This window comes from Nonomuraea marmarensis (genome assembly GCF_043197025.1).
GTDB classification, from domain to species: Bacteria; Actinomycetota; Actinomycetes; order Streptosporangiales; family Streptosporangiaceae; genus Nonomuraea; species Nonomuraea marmarensis.
Window position 1 is genome coordinate 47,563 of the sequence record NZ_JBICRM010000001.1, and the last position, 17,410, is coordinate 64,972.

Below are 17,410 nucleotides of genomic sequence, written 5' to 3' on the forward strand. Positions count from 1 at the left end.
GCGTACGGCTGCGCCCGGGTGTTCAAGGCGGGCACCCGGCGTCTACCCTCCGGCTTGTGGGCATTCGCATAGTCATCGCCGACGACCAGGCGATGGTCAGGGCCGGGCTGCGCATGGTCGTCGACAGCGACCCCGGCATGGAAGTCGTCGGCGAGGCGGCCGACGGGCGCGAGGCCATCGCGGTGGCCAGGCGCACCCGGCCGGACATCGTCCTCATGGACATCTCGATGCCCAGGCTCGACGGCCTGTCGGCGGCCAAGGAGTTGCTCGACACGCCGTCGCCGCCCAAGGTCATCACGCTGACCACGTTCGACACCGACGAGAACCTCTACGCCGCGCTGCGCGCCGGCACCAGCGGGTTCCTGCTGAAGGTGTCGCCGCCGGAGCAGCTCCTGGAGGCGATCAGGGTGGTGCACTCCGGTGACGGGCTGCTCGACCCGGCCGTGACGAGGCGGGTGATCGCCACGTTCGCCGGCCGGGCGGAGCCGACGCCCTCGCCCAGGCTGGCCGAGCTGACACCGCGCGAGCTGGAGGTGCTGCGGCTGCTGGCGCGCGGGCTCACGAACGCGGAGATCGCCCGCGATCTGTACGTCGGGGAGGCCACGGTCAAGACGCACGTGGCTCGGGTGCTGATGAAGCTGTCCCTGCGCGACCGGGCGCAGGCCGTGGTCTTCGCGTACGAGTCCGGCGTCGTACGGCCGGGCGCCGCCTGAGGGATTGCTGGGGCACCCGCGATTCGTGTGTATATTTTCCGTAAGAAGGTGGTAGATACAGGAGATATTTCATGCATTCGTTCCCCCGGGTGTTGTTCGACGAGGCTCACAACGAGGCGTGGACCGTGCGGCGCGAGGTGGCCGAGGCCATCAATCCCGCGCATCCCGACGACAACAGCTACGCCCGCGCGGCCGGGCTGCTGCGGCACCTGGGACACACGGTCACGGCCCACACGTCCGGGGCGCTGGATCCTGAGGTCCTGTCGGGACAGGACGTGCTGGTGATCGCGCATCCGTCGGGGGAGCGGTGGGAGCGGACGACCGGGCAGGGCAGTCCCGTCTTCTCGGGAGCCGAGCTGGACGCCGTCCAGGGCTTCGTGGCCGGTGGCGGCGGGCTGGTGGTGCTGGCCGAGGAGGAGCAGGACAAGTACGGCAACAACCTGGACGAGCTGCTCGCCCGCTTCGGGGTCGGCGTGCGGCACACGACCGTGCGCGACCCGAAGCACGCGCACCGGGACGTAGCCACCTGGGTGCTGGCCGAGCGCGCCACCACGGACGGGCTGCTCGCCGGGGTGCGCACGGCCTGCTTCTACCGCTCCGGCGTCCTGAGCCTGACCGGCCGCGCCACGCCCGCCCCCGACGTCGCGCCGGCCTCCGGTGGGACGCTCGGCTCCACAGGGACGTCCGGCGAGGGCGCGAGCGTGTTGTTCGCGACCTCGCCGGCCGCTGACCCGGCGGGTGCGCCGCTGGCCGTCGCCGTCAGGCACGGCCGGGGCCGCGTGGTCGTGTTCGCCGACTCCGATCTGTTCGGTGACGACTCCATCGAGGACTACGACCACCGCACGCTCTGGACGAACGTCATCACCTGGGCCGCCCGCGTCCCGGACGGCGGCTCCGAGGCCCGGGACGAGGCCCGGCACCAGGACAAGGTAGCCCTGTTCGCCCCGCTCAAATCGGCCGTCGAGGAGCTCAGGCCGCTCCAGGCCAAGGACGGGTCGGTGCCGGAGGAGAAGGAGCGGGCGAAGGCCCTGGTGGGCGTGATCGCCGAGCGGGTGGGCGAAATTTCGGGATATTTCCGGCATGACGCTGCCTACCTCCAGGCCGTTCAGCACGATCTCGCCAAGTGGGCCGACCAGGATCTCGGGGTGCCCGACTTCCTCGACTCGCTCAACCTGTTCCACCCCGACACCCAGCGCGAAGACGGCCTGGAACACGTCGTCGTCTTCCCCATGTACACGCAGAACGGGAACCCCGGCCGCAACCTCGAAGCCGTCTGGGTCCGTACGATCTGGCCCGGCTGGCTGGCCCGGCTGGAGGCGGGCGGCTACGACAACCCGATGTTCGTGCCGATCGCGTTCGAGGACTTCACCTCCGGCTACGACACGCACTCGGCCGTGCTGTTCCCCGAGACGGTCGCGGTGCGCACGGCGCCGGGGCGGTTCACCTGGGGCGGGATCTTCGCCGACCGGGAGGCCGCCAGGTTCAGGCGGGTGTCCAGGGCCGCGGCCGACACGCTCAAGCTGGACCTGCCGCCCGACGCCGAACGACTGCTGGCGTCGCAGCGGCTGGCGCAGGACACGTTCGTGTTGTGGGATCTGGTCCACGACCGCACCCACAGCCATGGCGACCTGCCGTTCGACCCGTTCATGATCAAGCAGCGGATGCCGTACTGGCTGTACTCGCTGGAGGAGCTGCGCTGCGACCTGACCGCGTTCGGGGAGGCGGTGAAGCTGGCGGGGCAGGGGGTGCCGCACGCCCGGTACGTCCAGCTCGCGATCCTGTTCGACCGGCTATTCAGGTTCCCGGTCACCGGGGAGCGGGTGCGGAACTATGACGGGCTCGGGGGGCAGTTGTTGTTCGCGTACCTGCATCGCAACGACGTCGTGCGGTGGACGGACAACCGGCTGACGATCGACTGGGAGCGGGTGGCCGACGGGGTCGCCGATCTGCGGGGCGAGGTCGAGAAGCTGTATCGGGACAGCATCGACCGGTCCAAGCTGGCGCACTGGCTGGCGGCGTACGAGCTGGTGAGCTCCTATGTGCAGCCGCATCCCGGCTCGACCTGGGCGAAGGGGGTCCAGGCGCTGCCGGAGGAGCAGAAGGCCAAGGTGGACGCGGTGCTGGCGGACGAGTTCCCGCTGAGCATGTTCTACGAGGCGCTGCGCCGTAAGCTGGCCGATGTGGTCGAATCGACTAAGGGACTCCGAGCATGATCATTCTGGTTACCGGGGCAGCAGGGCCCACAGGTGCTGCTGTTTCCGAATATTTCCGGAAGAATGGTGACACCGTGATCGGTGTCGACAAGGACGACGTCGACCTGCTCGATCGTGCGGCCGTACAAGACCTGGCGGACCGGATCGATCGCGAGCACGGGCGCCTCGACGGCGTGGTGCATCTGGTCGGCGGGTGGCGCGGGTCCGGCACGTTCGCCGAGACCAGCCTCGACGACTGGGACCTGCTGCACGACCTGCTGATCCGCACGCTCCAGCACGTGTCGCTGGCCTTCGAGCCGCTGCTGCGCCGCAGTGACAACGGGCGCTTCGTGATCGTCTCCGCCAAGGCGGCCGGGCACCCCACCGCGGGCGGCGCCGTCTACGCGGCGGCCAAGGCCGCGGCGGAGGCGTGGACGCTCTCCCTGGCCGACGCGCTCAAGGACACTCCCAGCGCGGCGACCATCCTGGTGGTCAAGGCCCTGGTGAACGACGCCATGCGGGCCGAGCGGCCGGAGGGCGGGTTCCCCGGCTTCACCGACGTCAACGACCTGGCGACGGCGATCGGCGGCCTCTACGACCGCCCCGCCACCGAAATCAACGGCACCCGATTGGACCTGACTTCTTGATTCCCCGGCACGACCCCCAGCTCAAGGCGTTCGCCAGCGACAACTACGCGGGCGTCCACCCCGAGATCCTCCAGGCCATCGCCACGGCCAACGGCGGCCACCAGATCTCCTACGGCGACGACGTCTACACCGAGGCGCTCCAGGACGTCTTCAAGCGGCACTTCGGCGAGCGGGCGCAGGCGTGGCCGGTGTTCAACGGCACGGCCGCCAACGTCGTCTCGCTGCGCGCCATGACCGCCCACTGGGAGGCGGTCATCTGCGCGGAGAGCGCCCACATCAACACCGACGAGGGCGGCGCGCCCGAGGTGGCGGGCGGCATCAAGCTGCTGACCGTGCCCACGCCCGACGGCAAGCTGACGCCCGAGCTGATCGACCGGCAGGCGTGGGGGTTCGGCGACGTGCACCGGGCCCAGCCGCGTGTGGTGTCGATCTCCAACACCACCGAGCTGGGCACCCTCTACACGCCCGCCGAGGTCGCCGCGATCTGCTCACACGCCCACGACCTGGGCCTGCTCGTGCACCTCGACGGCTCCCGCCTGACGAACGCCGCCGCCGCCCTGGACGTCCCGATGCGGGCGCTGACCACCGACGCGGGCGTCGACGTGCTCTCCTTCGGCGGCACGAAGATCGGGCTCCTGTACGGCGAGGCGATCGTCGTGCTCAACCCCGAGGCCGCCAGCGGGATCGACTACCTCCGCAAGACGTTCATGCAACTGTCGTCGAAGATGCGGTTCGTGTCGGCGCAGTTCGAGGCGCTGCTGTCGGGGGATCTGTGGTCGCGGAACGCACGGCAGGCCAACGCCATGGGGCGGCGGCTGGCCGAGGCCGTCCGGGGCCTCCCGGGCGTCGAGGTGTCCCGGCCCGTCGAGGCCAACGCCGTGTTCGCGGTGCTGCCCGGGGACGTGGCCGAGCGGCTGCGCAAGCGGTTCCGGTTCTACACGTGGAACGAGGCCACCGGCGAAGTGCGGTGGATGTGCGCGTTCGACACCACGGAGACCGACGTGGACGCCTTCGCGGCCGCACTCGCCGAGGAGTTGAACGCCGCGGGGCCGTCCGGGGAGGCGGGCTCCTAGTCGCGCAGGGCGAGGCGGGCGGCCTGCCAGCCGCCCATGCCGTGCACGGAGGCGCCCGGCGGCGTCGAGGCCGAGCAGAGGAACACGCCGGGCAACGGCGTGCGCCACGGCGCCGGTGACCACACGGGCCGCCTGACGAACTGGACCAGGCCGGCCAGCCCGCCGCCGATGTCCCCTCCGACCAGGTTGGGGTTGAGCGCCTCCAGGTCGGCCGGGCCCATCGTGTGCCTGGCCAGCACGCGGTCGCGGAACCCGGGGGCGTACCGCTCGATCTGGGTCTCGATGGCGTCCGTCATGTCCACCGGCGAGCCGTTGGGGACGTGGCAGTAGGCCCACAGCGTGTGCCCGCCCCTGGTCGGATCGGCCGCGTACGGCTGGACGAGCAGCACGTACGGGCGCGGCGAGTGCCGTCCGGCGGCCATCTCCGCCTCGCTGAGCGCGATCTCCTCCAGCGTCCCGCCCAGGTGCACCGTGCCCGCGCCGGCAACCGCCGGATCCCGCCACGGCACCGGCCCGTCCAGCGCCCAGTCCACCTTGAACACCCCGGGCCCATAGCGGAAGCGCTGGAGCCGCCTGCGATAGCCCGCGGGCCACTCGGCCATCGTGAGGAGCTGCCTGGGCGACACGTCGAGCACCACGGTCGGCGCGTCCAGCTCCGCCAGCCGCCGTACGCGGTGACCGGTGACCGCCTCGCCGCCCAGCGACCTGAGCTCGGCCACGAGGGCGTCTGCCAGCACCTGCGACCCGCCCCGTACCAGCGGCCAGCCCACCAGGTGGGCCAGGGACGCCAGCAGCAGGCCGTAGCCGGCGCTGATGGGCGAGCGCAGGTCGAGCATCGAGTGCGCGGCCATGCCCGCGATCAGCGCCCGCCCCTCCACGGTCCTGAACGCCCGCCTGGCGAACGTCGTGGCGGGCAACACCCCCGCCAGCCCGAACCTGACCGCCTGCGCGAGCACCCGCGGCCCCACCCACCCTGGCCGCGAAGGCCCTGTCCCCCACGGTCCCAGCGGCTTGAGCAGCAGCTCCACCAGCGGGAACCCGGCCCGGGCCGTCGCTCCGACGGTCGCCAGCCATGCGCCCGCGTCACGCCCGAGCCCCTCGGCGGTGCGGCGCGGGTCGCGGTGCACGAGCACGGCCGGGCGATCGTCGAGCGGATGGGCCGCGACCACCGCAGGATGGGCGAACTCGACCCCCTTGAGCTCCAACGAGCGGAACGCGGGAGACGCCAGCGCCATCGCCATCACGGTCGCGCCCAGGTCGTGCACTCGCCCCGGCAGCGTCAGCTCGCCGGACCGCAGCCCGCCGCCGAACCGCTCGGCCGCCTCCAGCAGCAGCACCCTGCGCCCGGCGCGGGCCAGCATGACGGCGGCGACGAGCCCGTTGGGCCCCGACCCCACGACGACGGCGTCGGGGCGCATCACTTCACGATGGACGGATAGGGCTGCGCGCCACGCTGCCGCAGCAGCTCCGTCATGAGCTTGATCTCCCCGCTCTGTCCCTGGACGATCTTCTGCGCCATGCTCACCACCTCGGGCCGCGTGGACAGCTTGAGCAGGCCCTGGGCCATCTGCACGCCGCCCTCGTGATGGCGGATCATCAGCTGCAGGAACAACACCTCGGCCTGCGTGCCCTGGGCCTCCTTGAGCTTGGTCAGCTCCTGCGGCGTGGCCATGCCGGGCATCGCGCCGGGCGCGATCCCAGGAGCGGCCGCCGCGCCGCCGTGCCCGTGGCCGCTCATCCAGGCCATCGGCCGCTGGTCGGTCGCCTGGTCGAGCCCCCACTGCTGCAACCAGCCCTGGAACATGCCGCGCTGGTTGGACTGGGTGCTGATGATGTCGAAGGCCAGGTTTCTGATCTCCTTGGCGGGACCCTTGTCCCTGACGGTGAACGCCATGTCGACCGCCTGCGCGTGATGCGTGGCCATGTCGCGGGCGAACCCGGCCTCCGGCGACGCGTCACCCGGCGTGCCGTCACGGCCGAACAACAGGAACGCGGCCACGGCGAGCACCAGCACGCCGCAGATGATCAGGACTGGTTTTCTCACGGGCTTTTCCATGGCCCGTCCAGCGTACCCACCTGGGGGAGAGGTCGTGATCGCACGCTTATAAGGCTCTTATTCTCCGCATACGCCAGGAGGGCATAGGGTGACCCGGAGTTGGTACGCCGATGGAGGAACGATGACGAAGGAGAAGGCGCAGGCGCGGCGCGAGCATCTGCAGCAGATGCGGGCCGCCCAGCAGAGCAAACAACGCCGCGCCGCGGTGCTGATGTGGGGCACGGGCGGGCTCATCATCGTGGTGCTCGTCGGCGTGGTCGGCTTCTACCTGGTCAACCAGGCTCGCGAGACCTCGCTGGATGCGGTGACCAGCGTCAAGTACGACGCCGGGCAGCATGTGGCGGCCTCGGTCAAGTACAAGGAGACGCCGCCGGTGGGCGGCGAGCACAACAACTACTGGCAGCAGTGCGCGATCTACGACAAGCCGATCCACTCCGAGCACGCCGTGCACTCGATGGAGCACGGCGCCGTCTGGATCACCTACCGGCCCGACCTGCCCAAGGCGCAGATCGACAAGCTGAAGGAAGTGGCGTCGTCGACGGGCCAGCAGGACTACATGCTGGTCAGCCCGTTCCCCAACCTGCCCTCGCCGGTGGTCGCGTCGTCGTGGGGGCACCAGCTCAAGCTGCAGAGCCCTGAGGACCCGAAGCTCGGGGCGTTCATCAAGAAATACCAGAACGGCGCGGACACGCCCGAGCCCGGCGCCCCCTGCGGCGGTCCCGACGCCATCACCACCACGGCCGACCAGGCTCCGCTGCCGCCCGCGCCCACGGGCCAGCAGCAGGCGCCGACGGAGACCCTCGCCCCGTCGCCGAGCCAGTCCCAGCAGTAGTCCAAGGGCTCAGGGCCCGCCCCCCGCGGCCGCGGGCCCTGAGCCGCGCCCGGTCAGTGGTCGCCGATGAGCAGGCCCTGGCGGGCGCGGGCGTACTCCTCGAAGGAGATGCGCCCGTCGCCGTCGGCGTCCACCCTGGAGAAGGCCGCGGCGAGGTCGGTGCCCGGGCGGTTCCACACGGAGCGGAACTCCTCGATGCTGATCCAGCCGTCGTTGTCGCGGTCGGCCACGGCGAAGGTGGCCTGGGAGATCGGCGCCAGCACCGCTTCGAGGGCGCCGGTGCGCACCAGCGTCTCGAAGGACTGGACGTACTCCTCCTTGCTGATCTGCCCGTCCCGGTCGGTGTCCAGGGCGCGGGCGTGGGTGTCCCAGGCGTTGAGGAACGCGTCCACGACCGCCTCGCCCTCGGGTGTGTCGGCGGGCACGCCGGTCTGCTCCAGCCGCCGCTGGGCCAGGGCCATGTAGTCGTACCTGGTCAGGAAGCCGTCGCCGTCGGCGTCCAGGTCGTTGAAGTTCCGCTCCGCGCTCTCGCGGAAGTCTTTCCGGGACATCATCGCTCCATCTGTCACTCTAAGTAATTGATCGCTACTTAGCGTAACTCTTTCTGGCGAGGATGGACAGAACGGGTCAGCCGATCACGGCCCCCAGGGGCGTGGCCTCCAGCCCGTGCGCCTCGGCCACCGGGCGGCTGGTCAGGCGGCTCTCGTGGGTGCTCAGGCCGAGCGCCAGCGCCCGGTCCTCGCGCAGGGCGCGCTGCCAGCCCTGGTCGGCGATGGCCAGCGCGTACGGGAGCGTGACGTTCGTCAGGGCGAATGTCGAGGTGTGCGGCACCGCGCCCGGCATGTTGGCCACGCAGTAGAAGATCGAGTCGTGCACCCGGTACGTCGGTTGCTCATGCGTGGTCGGCCGGGAGTCCTCGAAGCAGCCACCCTGGTCGATCGAGATGTCCACCAGCACCGACCGCGGCTTCATCCGGCTCACCAGTTCGTTGCTCACCAGCTCGGGAGCCCTGGCGCCGGGCACCAGGACCGCGCCGATGACCAGGTCCGCCTCCAGCACCGCGCGCTCGATCTCCAGGGTGTTGGAGGCGACGGTCTGGCAGTGGCCCCGGTAGATCACGTCAGCCTGGCGCAGCTTGTCGATGTTCTTGTCGAGCAGCACGACCTCGGCCTGCATGCCGAGGGCGATGGCGGCGGCGCTCATCCCGGACACGCCCGCGCCGATCACGACGACGTGCGCCGCGCGCACGCCGGGCACACCGCCCATCAGCACGCCCCTGCCGCCCGCCGAGCGCATCAGGTGGTACGCGCCCACCTGCGGCGCCAGCCGGCCCGCCACCTCGGACATGGGGGCGAGCAGCGGCAACGCGCCGTCCGGGGTCTGCACGGTCTCGTAGGCGATCGCGGTGGTGCCCGCGTCGAGCAGCGCCCGCGTGCACTCCCGCGAGGCCGCCAGATGCAGGTACGTGAACAGCACCTGCCCCTTGCGCAGCCGGTGATATTCCTCCGGCATCGGCTCCTTGACCTTCATGACCAGGTCGGCGGTGGCCCAGAGCTCGTCCGCCTCCGGGATCATGACGGCGCCCGCCGAGACGAAGTCGGCGTCGGGGATCGAGGAGCCGGCCCCCGCCTCCCGCTCGACGAAGACCTGATGGCCGTGGCGCACCAGCTCGTGCACCCCCGCGGGGGTCAGCGCCACTCGATATTCGCTGTTCTTGACCTCTAGGGGAACACCGACCTTCATGGGACAACTCTTCCCGATATCTCGCGCTACTGCCTCCATTCTTCCCCTCGCCTCGCCGATCGGTGAGGATTATTTACCGAAGGCCCGCAGAAAGCCTCGGCCCTCAGCTCAGGCCAGGGATGAATGCGGTCACCGTCAGGGGGATGCCGTGCGCGTACAGGGCCCGCCGGAAGGCGGGGCAGCCCGGAGCGCGTAGCGCGGGGACGGTCAGGTTGGCCGGCGCTGTTGTTCGATGTAGGCGTTGATGATGGTCGGTGGTGCTCCGCCGCAGGAGGCGGCGAGGTAGCTGGGTGACCAGAAGTGGCCGTGCATGATGGCATGGTTGACGCGGCCGGTGAATTCCTTGCGCAGGTAGAGCGAGGAGACGCCCTTCAGGGAGTTGACGAGTTTGGAGATCGCGACCTTTGGCGGGTAGTGGACGAGCAGGTGGACGTAGTCGTCCTCGCCGTTGAACTCGCGCAGTTCGGCCTCGAAGCTGTCGCAGACCTCGATCATGATTTCTTCGCAGCGGCGCAGCATCTCGTCGTTGAACACGTTCCTGCGGTATTTGGTCACGAAGACCAGGTGGACGTGCATCGCGGAAACCACATGCCTGCCGTGCCGGTATTCGCCTGACGGTGTCATAGACCAGATGATAATATGTTCGAGTCTGTGGGACGTAAGTGTCGCGAGGGGGTGGTGTTCGGTGAAGCTGCGCTACAACTACCGGCTGTATCCGGACGCCCCTCAGCGGGAGTCGCTGGCCCGGATGTTCGGGTGTGTCCGCGCGGTGTGGAACGACGCGCTCGCCCGGCGCAAGGCCGCGTGGAAGGCCGGCCGGACGCGGATCAGCGGCACGCAGTTGCAGCAGATCTGCATCACCGCCGCGAAGCGGACCCCTGAGCGGGAATGGCTGGGGGAGGTGTCCCCGGTGCCGTTGCAGCAGTCGCTGCGGGACCTGGATGTGGCGTACAAGAACTTCTTCGACTCGGTGTCGGGGAAGCGCAAAGGCCCGAAGATGGGTCTGCCCGTGTTCAAGTCTCGCCGTGATCACCGCCAGTCGGCCCGGTTCACCACCACTGAACCTTTCCCTGTAACCGGTCATGGCGGTTCGTGATTGCCTTACACGGTCCGTCCGTGCTCCAGCTGAAGCAGGACGAGGGCCGCGGCGGCGATCTGGATGATCCGGCTCGGGTCGAGGCTGACTCGGCGCAGGGCCTTGAACGTGGTCTTGAGCAGGGTGTTCGCCCGTTCGCCGATTCCATGGATGCCGCGCAGGAGCTGGTTGAACGAGCGCTGCGGCTCGGTGAGCAGGCCGTCCTTGGGCTTCTTGAACGGCATCCTGAACATCTCCCGGGCACCCTCGTATCCCAGGTCGGTGAGCGTGATCAGATCGGTCTCGGTGGCGGCGAGCGACAGGGCTTCCACCAGGCCATGGGTACGGGCGCAGGTCAGGTCGTGCTCACGCCCCGGCCGGACCGCCGACACCCAGATCGGCCAGCCGTCCGGAGCGGAGATGACCTGGAGGTTGCCGCCATGGTGTTTGTGCTTGCCCGACCAGTACAGGTCGGCGCCGTTGGGTCCGGGGGTGGAGATTCGGTCGGTGTGGATCAGTGTGCCGTCCAGATTGAGATGCGTCAGCCCGGCCTCGGCGGCGCGCTCCAGCGCGGTCTTCAGATCCGGTGCCTGCGCGGCCAGGACGTCGATGCCCTCGTGCAGCAGCCGATAGGCCGTCGATCTACCAATGTTGTTATCCCTGGTCAGCTGCTTGACGCGGGTGCCGTCCAGAAACCAGCGGAGCACCATGACGGCCTGTTTGAAGCACCCCAATGCTCGCCGGTTCTTGCGCGTGCCGACCCTGTGGCGGCGCTGGCGCAGCAGGTGCGACAGGTGCAGCACGGTCTCCCGGCGGACGTCGAGCACGGCGGTGTAGGTGATACTGGACGGCAAGTGAAGCCTCTCGCTGTGAACTTGATCTCTTCGCAAAGACCAGTTCTAGCAGGGGCTTCACCCATGTCTGTGGCCAGGAGGCAAGAGCCGTCCGGGAGCTACCCAGCGTGATCAACGATCACCGGGAAAGGTTCAATGCCTTCAAGCTCCGCGCCGGCGGCACCCTGTATCTTGCGAAGATCGGCGAGATCGAGGTCCGGTGGTCGCGCGAGCTACCCGCTCCACCGTTCAGCGTGACGGTCATCAAGGACGCCGCGGGCAGATACTTCGCCTCCTTCGTCATCGAACTCGACGACGACGCCCACAAGCTCCCGCACCTTGACACCGAGACCGGGATCGATCTCGGTCTGACGCACTACGCGGTCACTTCTGATGGCGAGAAGATCGCGAACCCGAAGTGGCTGCGCCGCCGGGAACGCAAGCTCAAGAAACTCCAGCGTGCCCTGTCACGCAAGAAGAAGGGGAGCGCCAACCGCACCAAGGCCCGGATCAAAGTCGCCCGTCAGCACGCCAAAGTCGCCGACGCCCGCCGAGACTTCCTCCACCAGACCAGCACCACGATCATCCGCGAGAACCAAGCGGTAACGGTCGAAGGGCTGGCCGTGCGGGGCCTGGCACGGGGCATGCTCGCCAAGTCCGTCAACGACGCCTCCTGGGGCGCGTTCCTGCGGCTCCTGGAAGGCAAAGCAGCCCGATACGGCCGCGCGTTCATCACCATCGACCGCTGGTATCCCTCCTCCCAGCTCTGCCTCTGCTGCGGCTGGGAGATCGGGAAACTCGCCCTGGACGTCCGCGCATGGGACTGCCCCTGCTGCGGCGAACACCACGACTGCGACATCGCCGCCGCACTCAACATCCTCGCCGAAGGCATCCGCCTGAGGCCCCCGAACGACGTGGCCGCCGGGCTGGCGGACACCCGAAACGACTGTGAAGGGCAGGTAAGACCAGGCGAGGCAATCCCGACCCTGGCACCGCCCGAAACCTGCGCCACGCAAGCGGCGTAGAAGCAGCAGTAAACACCCCGCCGCGAGGCGGGAGAATCCCCGTCATTTATGGCGGGGGGAAGTCAACTGATTACCCTGCTCCCGCCGGTCCTCGATAGGCTCACCGGCAGCCCGAACGTCAGGATGGGGTCGTCATCGATGGACAAGCCGGAAGAGCCGCCACCCGCGGATCCGGGGGAGCCTAAGGCCAGCAGACTCACCACCATCGTGTTGATCGTCTCGCTGGTCCTCGTCGTGCTGGTCGCCGGAGTGCTCGGCACGGTGGCGGTTTTGATGACCAGGAGCCCCGACACGCCGCTGTTAGGCGGCACGCCCCCGCTGCGGCTCGCCGTGCCCATCCACTTCGCCCCCGTCAGGGAGACCAAGGCCGCGCCCTGCCCGGGTGACCCGGCCGTGCTCGACGAGGAGCAGCGCACCTGCTACCTGCTGGAGGACGGCGTCACGGTCGGCGCCGTGCAGCAGATCGAGCCGGTGCGTGAGAAGGACGGCCAATACTCCGTGCGCATCGCGATCGCGCCGGCGTTCAAGGATCGGCTGGTGCAGCTCCTCGACGAGCTGGTGCCCGACCAGCGGCAGGTGGCGATCGTGCTGGCGCCCGAGGACCCGGGCGTGCCCAAGACCGTGCTGGCCGCGCCCGTCGTCACCCAGAGCCTGGACGGCGACAGCATGAGCATCGCGGGCTACACCAAGGAGGAGGCCGACGCGCTGGTCACCCGCCTGATCGGCACGACACCGAGCCCGGGCCCGAGCAACACCGGGCCGTCCCCGGCGCCGGGCTCCACCTCGCCGACCACCCCCGCCTCGACCGGCACGACCGGCACCCCTCCGGCCACCTCCGGCACGACCGGCACCGGTCCTGCCACTTCCGGCGCGACGGGCACCGGCGCGACGCGGCCGGGCGGGACGGGGCGGGCCCTCGACAAGCGCTACGCGAGCTGCAAGGAAGCCGTGGCCGCCGGCGACGGCCCCTACTACAAGGGCACCCACGAGGAATATTCCTGGTACACCGACGTCGACAACAACGGCGTGGCCTGCAACAGCGCCGACGTGCGCTAGCCGAAGAGCTCGGTGGTCCTCCGCCCGGTCAGCCGACTGTCGAGCACCGCCATTCCCCTTGCGAGTGGAGGAATGCCGGGTGGCCTACCGGGCGGGGGACCGGCTCACGCCTTCTCGTGCCGCCCGTGGCCCACCAGGCCGACGAACTCCTCGAGCCCGATCGTCCCGTCGCCGTCGTTGTCGGCGGACTTGATGAACGCCTCGATCTCGCTCTCGGACGCGCCGTGCGCGCCCAGCGCCTCGTTGGCCTGCCGGATCTCGCCGGCGGTCAGCAACCCGTCGCCATCGGTGTCGAAGCGCCTGAACTCCGCCTCGGCCGCTTCACGCGAGCTTGCCATCAGATACCCCCTTGTCGATCCCCTTATCGAACAACGCGATATCTTCCGGCCTAATCGGAACGCGCGTCAACCGGAGCCCGGTAGCCGCGCGTACCGCGGCCGCGATGGCCGGGGTGGAGGAGAGGGTCGGGGGCTCGCCCGCGCCGCGCAGCCCGTACGGAGCCGCCGGGTCTGGATTTTCCAGGATTTTCATCGTCATGGGCGGCATGTCGAGGATGGTGGGGATCAAGTAGTCCGTGAAGGACGGGTTCAGCAGCAGGCCGTCGCGGATCTGGATCTCCTCCATGAGCGCCAGCCCGAGCCCCTGCGCCGAACCGCCGTGGATCTGGCCCTCCAGCGCCTGCGGGTTCAGGATCCGGCCCACGTCCTGCACCGCCGCCAGCTCGACCACCTTGACCAGGCCCAGCTCCACGTCCACGTCCACGACGGCCCGGTGCACGCACAACGCGAGCTGGGTGTGCGAGTCGCCCTGGCCGGTGAGCGGGTCCATCGGGTACGTGGGGCGGTGCCGGTATTCGCGCGTCTCCTCGATCGGCCCGAACTTCTCCAGTGCCTCCCTGGCGGGCAGCCCGTTGAACCGCTCCCGTACGGCCTCGCAGGCGGCCTTCACCGCTCCACCGGTGACGTACGACTGCCGGGAGGCAGATGACGAGCCCGCCGAGCCCACCGTGGTGTCGGCGGCGGCCACGCGGACGTCGGCGATGCCCAGCTCGGTGCGGGCGATCTGGGCCTGGAGCGTCACCAGGCCCTGGCCCACCTCGGCCGCCGCCGTGTGCACCGTGACGTGCGGCTCCCCGCCGACCAGCTCGGCCCGCACCCTGGCCGTGGAGAAGTCGTCGAAGCCCTCGGAGAAGCAGATGTTCTTGATCCCGACGCCGTAGCCGACGCCACGGCGCACGGACTCGCCGTGCGTGGTCTGGGAGACGCCGCCCGGCATGGACCGCAGGTCCTCGGATGATCCGGAGGGCAGCGGCATGGCCTCCAGATCGCGCAGCATGTCCGCGAGCGGGGCCGGAGAGTCGATCAGCTGGCCCGTGATCAGGCGGGAGCCCTGCGAGACGGCGTTGCGCACGCGGATCTCGACGGGGGACAGGCCGCACGCCTCGGCCAGGCGGTCCATCTGCGACTCGTAGGCGTAACAGGCCTGCACCGCGCCGAAGCCGCGCATCGCGCCGCACGGCGGATTGTTGGTGTAGACGCCGGTGGCGTCCACCCGCACGTTCGGCACCTCGTACGGGCCCGCGCCCAGCGACGCGGCGTTGCCCACCACGGCGGGCGACGAGGAGCAGTACGCGCCCCCGTCCAGCAGGATGTCGGCCTTGACGTAGACGAGCCGGCCATCGCGGGTGGCGCCGTGCTCGTAGCGCATCCAGGCCGGGTGGCGGTGCACGTGGCCGAAGAACGACTCCTCGCGACCGTAGACGATCTTGACCGGGCGGTTCAGGCGCAGGGCCAGCATGCAGGCGTGCGCCTGCATCGACAGGTCCTCGCGGGCACCGAACGCGCCGCCGACGCCCGACAGCGTCAGGCGTACCTTGTCCTGGGGCAGGCCGAGGCAGGGGGCGAGCTGGTCGCGGTCCACGTGCAGCCATTGGGTGGCGATGTAGAGGTCCACGCCGCCGTCCTCGGCCGGGACCGCCAGGCCCGACTCCGGGCCGAGGAAGGCTTGGTCCTGCATGCCGACCTCGTACTCGCCGGTGACGACGACCTCGGCCTCGAACGTGTCACCGCGCCGCACCGGCTGATGTCTCACGAAATTCTGGGATTTGCGGGGGTCGGTGATGGCTTCGCGGAGCTCGTACTCGACCACGATGGCCGCGGCCGCCCTGCGGGCCGTCTCCGGGTGGTCCGCGGCCACCAGCGCCACCGGCTCGCCCTGGTAGCGAACCTGGTCGATGGCCAGCACCGGCTGGTCCTTGTGCTCCAGCCCGTAGAACTTCGCGCCCGGCACGTCCTCGTGCGTCAGCACGGTCAGCACGCCCGCGATCTTCAGCGCCGGACCCACGTCGATCGAGCGGATCCACGCCGACGGGTGCGGGCTGCGCAGCGTCACGCCCCACACCATGCCGTCCAGCCACAGGTCAGAGGCATAGGAGAACTCGCCGGTCACCTTCAGCGCCGCGTCGGGTCGCCGCGCACTCTCGCCGACGCCATGAAGGGTCGTGTACGCCGTCTCCGTCATCTTCCGAGTAGAGCACCCGCCGCGTGGCCCGTCCTATGCGCGTGACGTCAAATCCAGGTCAGCGGTTCCTCGCGCGGGCTTGTATATTCCTCCAAGTGCGCATCTCTGACCTGCTGGCCATCGACGAACTCGACCTGACCCTGCTCGTGGGCGACCCCGCCCGCGAGTTCAGCACCGTGCACATCACCGATCTGCCGGAGCCGGGCCGCTACCTGTCCGGGGGCGAGCTGGTGCTGACCGGGCTGTTGTGGCGGCACGCGCCGGAGGACTCGGCCAGGTTCGTGGCCGCGCTGGCCGAGGCGGGGGTCGCCGCGCTCGGGGCCGGCGCGGCCTGGCTCGGCCACGTCCCCGCCGACCTGGTGGCCGCGTGCCAGGCCGCCGACCTGCCGCTGGTCGAGGTGCCCACCGAGGTGTCCTTCCGCACGCTGACCGAGCTGGTCGTGCCCCGACTTTCCGGCGACGTGCGCGACGCGCTCGGCCGCCACCGCAGGCTCGTCGCGGCCATCGCCGAGGGCGCCGACCTGCGCGAGCTGTTCCAGCTCACCGCCGCCGAACTGGGCGTCACCGGCGCCGTCCTGTCCGCCTCGGGAGAAGTGATCGTCGGCGCGGCCCAGGATCCGGTACGCCTGGCGCGGGCGTACCTGACGGCGCCGCGGCTGCCCGCGCACGTCGGCGACCACACGATCTTCGCGGTCGGCCGCGGGCACCGGGCCGGCGGCTGGGCGCTGGCCTGCGACGGCGACATGATCAGCCGGGCCGACATCGGCTACGAGCTGGCCGCCTGCGTGGGCCTCGAACGCAGCCGCATGGAGGAGGGGCGCAGGGTCGAGCGCCGGCTGACCGAGCAGCTCATCGTGGCCGCGCTGGCCGAAGCGGACGTGGCCGAGCTCAACGCCAGGCTGCGGACGTGCGGGATCGACGCGGCGGAGCCGTACGCGATCGTGAACGCCACCGCCCCCAGACCGGGCGCCACCCGCGGGCCCGACCCCGCCACGCTCGGCGGGCAGATCGTGGAGGAGCTGCTCGGCCGCGAGGTGGTCGCGGCGGCGGGCGCGGACGGCGCGGTCGCCGTGGTGCCGCTGCGCGAGCGCACCACGGCCGAGCTGGCAGAGCGGCTGCGGGCCGGGGCCGAGGTGCTCGCCGCCCTGCCCGACACCCGCGTCTGCGTCGGGCTCAGCGGCGCGCTGACCGGGGCCGCGGCCGTCAAGGGAGGCGTGGAGGAGGCCGGGCACGCCAGGCGCCTGGCGGAGGCCCGCGCCGGCGGTGTCGTGACCAGTGACGAGATCTACACGCATGCGTTGCTGCTGGCCACGGTGCCGGGAGACGTGCGCCGCTCGTTCGCGGCCCGGTTGTTGTCGCCGCTGCTCGACTACGACCGCAGGCACCAGTCCGAGCTGGTGCGTACGCTCGGGATCTTCCTCGACTGCGCGGGCTCGTGGAACGCCTGCGCCGAGCAGCTGCACGTGCACGTGAACACCGTGCGCTACCGCATCCGCAGGATCGAGGAGCTCACCGGCAGGAACCTGGCGACGATGGCGGACAGGGTCGACTTCTTCCTGGCGCTCAGGGACACGGGAACACCCCGGTAGCCCTGCTCGCACCCCGCGCCTCTCGCCCGGCGGCCTGCTCTTCCTCGAGCCGTCGT

The 17,410-nt window shown here is 70.2% G+C and carries 17 protein-coding genes; 9 read left to right on the plus strand and 8 right to left on the minus strand.

Annotated features, from left to right (window positions below):
* Positions 1-56: 56 nt before the first annotated feature.
* From ACFLIM_RS00270 to ACFLIM_RS00285, 4 genes are all read left to right on the plus strand, one after another.
* The gene (locus ACFLIM_RS00270; protein ID WP_393160545.1) at positions 57-713 is read left to right on the plus strand and encodes a response regulator; all 657 of its coding nucleotides are present in this window, start codon (positions 57-59) and stop codon (positions 711-713) included.
* Positions 714-784: 71 nt separating this feature from the next.
* On the plus strand, positions 785-2,926 hold the full coding sequence (locus tag ACFLIM_RS00275) for a DUF6421 family protein (protein WP_393160547.1): 2,142 nt from the start codon (positions 785-787) through the stop codon (positions 2,924-2,926).
* Positions 2,923-3,552: an SDR family NAD(P)-dependent oxidoreductase gene (locus ACFLIM_RS00280; protein ID WP_393160549.1), complete on the plus strand. Its 630-nt coding sequence runs from the start codon at positions 2,923-2,925 to the stop codon at positions 3,550-3,552. The genes ACFLIM_RS00275 and ACFLIM_RS00280 overlap by 4 nt, the downstream gene beginning before the upstream one ends.
* A complete protein-coding gene (locus tag ACFLIM_RS00285) occupies positions 3,549-4,625 on the plus strand; it encodes a threonine aldolase family protein (protein ID WP_393160551.1) in 1,077 nt (358 codons plus the stop codon). The genes ACFLIM_RS00280 and ACFLIM_RS00285 overlap by 4 nt, the downstream gene beginning before the upstream one ends.
* Here the strand turns inward: ACFLIM_RS00285 and ACFLIM_RS00290 are convergent.
* Positions 4,622-6,043: a phytoene desaturase family protein gene (locus tag ACFLIM_RS00290; protein WP_393160553.1), complete on the minus strand. Its 1,422-nt coding sequence runs from the start codon at positions 6,041-6,043 to the stop codon at positions 4,622-4,624. The two genes, ACFLIM_RS00285 and ACFLIM_RS00290, sit on opposite strands and share 4 nt — an antisense overlap.
* Positions 6,043-6,669, minus strand: coding sequence for a DUF305 domain-containing protein (locus ACFLIM_RS00295; protein WP_393160555.1), 627 nt, complete (start codon positions 6,667-6,669; stop codon positions 6,043-6,045). The genes ACFLIM_RS00290 and ACFLIM_RS00295 overlap by 1 nt, the downstream gene beginning before the upstream one ends.
* Before the next feature lie 133 nt (positions 6,670-6,802).
* Between ACFLIM_RS00295 and ACFLIM_RS00300 the strand changes: the two genes are divergently transcribed.
* Positions 6,803-7,513, plus strand: coding sequence for a DUF3105 domain-containing protein (locus ACFLIM_RS00300; protein WP_393160557.1), 711 nt, complete (start codon positions 6,803-6,805; stop codon positions 7,511-7,513).
* Positions 7,514-7,566: 53 nt separating this feature from the next.
* On the opposite strand, the gene ACFLIM_RS00305 is transcribed toward ACFLIM_RS00300, so the two are convergent.
* The 3 genes from ACFLIM_RS00305 to tnpA form a co-directional block, all read right to left on the minus strand.
* Positions 7,567-8,067, minus strand: coding sequence for an EF-hand domain-containing protein (locus ACFLIM_RS00305; protein ID WP_393160559.1), 501 nt, complete (start codon positions 8,065-8,067; stop codon positions 7,567-7,569).
* Positions 8,068-8,140: 73 nt separating this feature from the next.
* Positions 8,141-9,256: an alanine dehydrogenase gene (gene ald / locus ACFLIM_RS00310; RefSeq protein WP_393160561.1), complete on the minus strand. Its 1,116-nt coding sequence runs from the start codon at positions 9,254-9,256 to the stop codon at positions 8,141-8,143.
* Between the two features lie 207 nt (positions 9,257-9,463).
* Entirely contained in the window at positions 9,464-9,880 is a 417-nt protein-coding gene (gene tnpA / locus ACFLIM_RS00315) for an IS200/IS605 family transposase (RefSeq protein ID WP_393160563.1), read from the minus strand.
* A 61-nt stretch (positions 9,881-9,941) separates the two neighbouring features.
* Between tnpA and ACFLIM_RS00320 the strand changes: the two genes are divergently transcribed.
* A complete protein-coding gene (locus ACFLIM_RS00320; protein ID WP_393160565.1) occupies positions 9,942-10,352 on the plus strand; it encodes an RNA-guided endonuclease InsQ/TnpB family protein in 411 nt (136 codons plus the stop codon).
* Positions 10,353-10,357: 5 nt separating this feature from the next.
* Here the strand turns inward: ACFLIM_RS00320 and ACFLIM_RS00325 are convergent, their stop codons facing one another.
* A complete protein-coding gene (locus ACFLIM_RS00325; RefSeq protein ID WP_393161579.1) occupies positions 10,358-11,158 on the minus strand; it encodes an HARBI1 family protein in 801 nt (266 codons plus the stop codon).
* Between the two features lie 134 nt (positions 11,159-11,292).
* Here ACFLIM_RS00325 and ACFLIM_RS00330 point away from each other — a divergent pair, with 134 nt between their 5' ends.
* Together ACFLIM_RS00330 and ACFLIM_RS00335 are read left to right on the plus strand one after the other, a co-directional pair.
* On the plus strand, positions 11,293-12,189 hold the full coding sequence (locus ACFLIM_RS00330; protein WP_393160567.1) for an RNA-guided endonuclease InsQ/TnpB family protein: 897 nt from the start codon (positions 11,293-11,295) through the stop codon (positions 12,187-12,189).
* Between the two features lie 138 nt (positions 12,190-12,327).
* Complete coding sequence (locus ACFLIM_RS00335; RefSeq protein WP_393160569.1) at positions 12,328-13,245, plus strand: excalibur calcium-binding domain-containing protein; 918 nt, start codon at positions 12,328-12,330, stop codon at positions 13,243-13,245.
* Positions 13,246-13,349: 104 nt separating this feature from the next.
* Here the strand turns inward: ACFLIM_RS00335 and ACFLIM_RS00340 are convergent, their stop codons facing one another.
* A complete protein-coding gene (locus ACFLIM_RS00340) occupies positions 13,350-13,583 on the minus strand; it encodes an EF-hand domain-containing protein (RefSeq protein WP_393160571.1) in 234 nt (77 codons plus the stop codon).
* Positions 13,567-15,765 carry a molybdopterin cofactor-binding domain-containing protein gene (locus ACFLIM_RS00345; protein WP_393160573.1) on the minus strand — a complete coding sequence of 733 codons (2,199 nt, stop codon included), beginning with the start codon at positions 15,763-15,765 and terminating at the stop codon, positions 13,567-13,569. Before ACFLIM_RS00345 ends, ACFLIM_RS00340 begins: the two co-directional genes overlap by 17 nt.
* A 95-nt stretch (positions 15,766-15,860) precedes the next feature.
* Between ACFLIM_RS00345 and ACFLIM_RS00350 the strand changes: the two genes are divergently transcribed.
* On the plus strand, positions 15,861-17,354 hold the full coding sequence (locus ACFLIM_RS00350) for a helix-turn-helix domain-containing protein (protein WP_393160575.1): 1,494 nt from the start codon (positions 15,861-15,863) through the stop codon (positions 17,352-17,354).
* Positions 17,355-17,410 lie beyond the last annotated feature (56 nt).

What these genes read in the sequence shown, in the direction of transcription:
- ACFLIM_RS00275 (WP_393160547.1), top strand. Translation starts at nt 785, where the DNA reads ATGCATTCGTTCCCCCGGGTGTTGTTCGACGAGGCTCACAACGAGGCG.
- ACFLIM_RS00280 (WP_393160549.1), top strand. Translation starts at nt 2,923, where the DNA reads ATGATCATTCTGGTTACCGGGGCAGCAGGGCCCACAGGTGCTGCTGTT.
- ACFLIM_RS00290 (WP_393160553.1), bottom strand. Translation starts at nt 6,043, where the DNA reads ATGCGCCCCGACGCCGTCGTCGTGGGGTCGGGGCCCAACGGGCTCGTC.
- ACFLIM_RS00300 (WP_393160557.1), top strand. Translation starts at nt 6,803, where the DNA reads ATGACGAAGGAGAAGGCGCAGGCGCGGCGCGAGCATCTGCAGCAGATG.
- ACFLIM_RS00305 (WP_393160559.1), bottom strand. Translation starts at nt 8,067, where the DNA reads ATGATGTCCCGGAAAGACTTCCGCGAGAGCGCGGAGCGGAACTTCAAC.
- ald (WP_393160561.1), bottom strand. Translation starts at nt 9,256, where the DNA reads ATGAAGGTCGGTGTTCCCCTAGAGGTCAAGAACAGCGAATATCGAGTG.
- tnpA (WP_393160563.1), bottom strand. Translation starts at nt 9,880, where the DNA reads ATGACACCGTCAGGCGAATACCGGCACGGCAGGCATGTGGTTTCCGCG.
- ACFLIM_RS00335 (WP_393160569.1), top strand. Translation starts at nt 12,328, where the DNA reads ATGGACAAGCCGGAAGAGCCGCCACCCGCGGATCCGGGGGAGCCTAAG.
- ACFLIM_RS00340 (WP_393160571.1), bottom strand. Translation starts at nt 13,583, where the DNA reads ATGGCAAGCTCGCGTGAAGCGGCCGAGGCGGAGTTCAGGCGCTTCGAC.
- ACFLIM_RS00345 (WP_393160573.1), bottom strand. Translation starts at nt 15,765, where the DNA reads ATGACGGAGACGGCGTACACGACCCTTCATGGCGTCGGCGAGAGTGCG.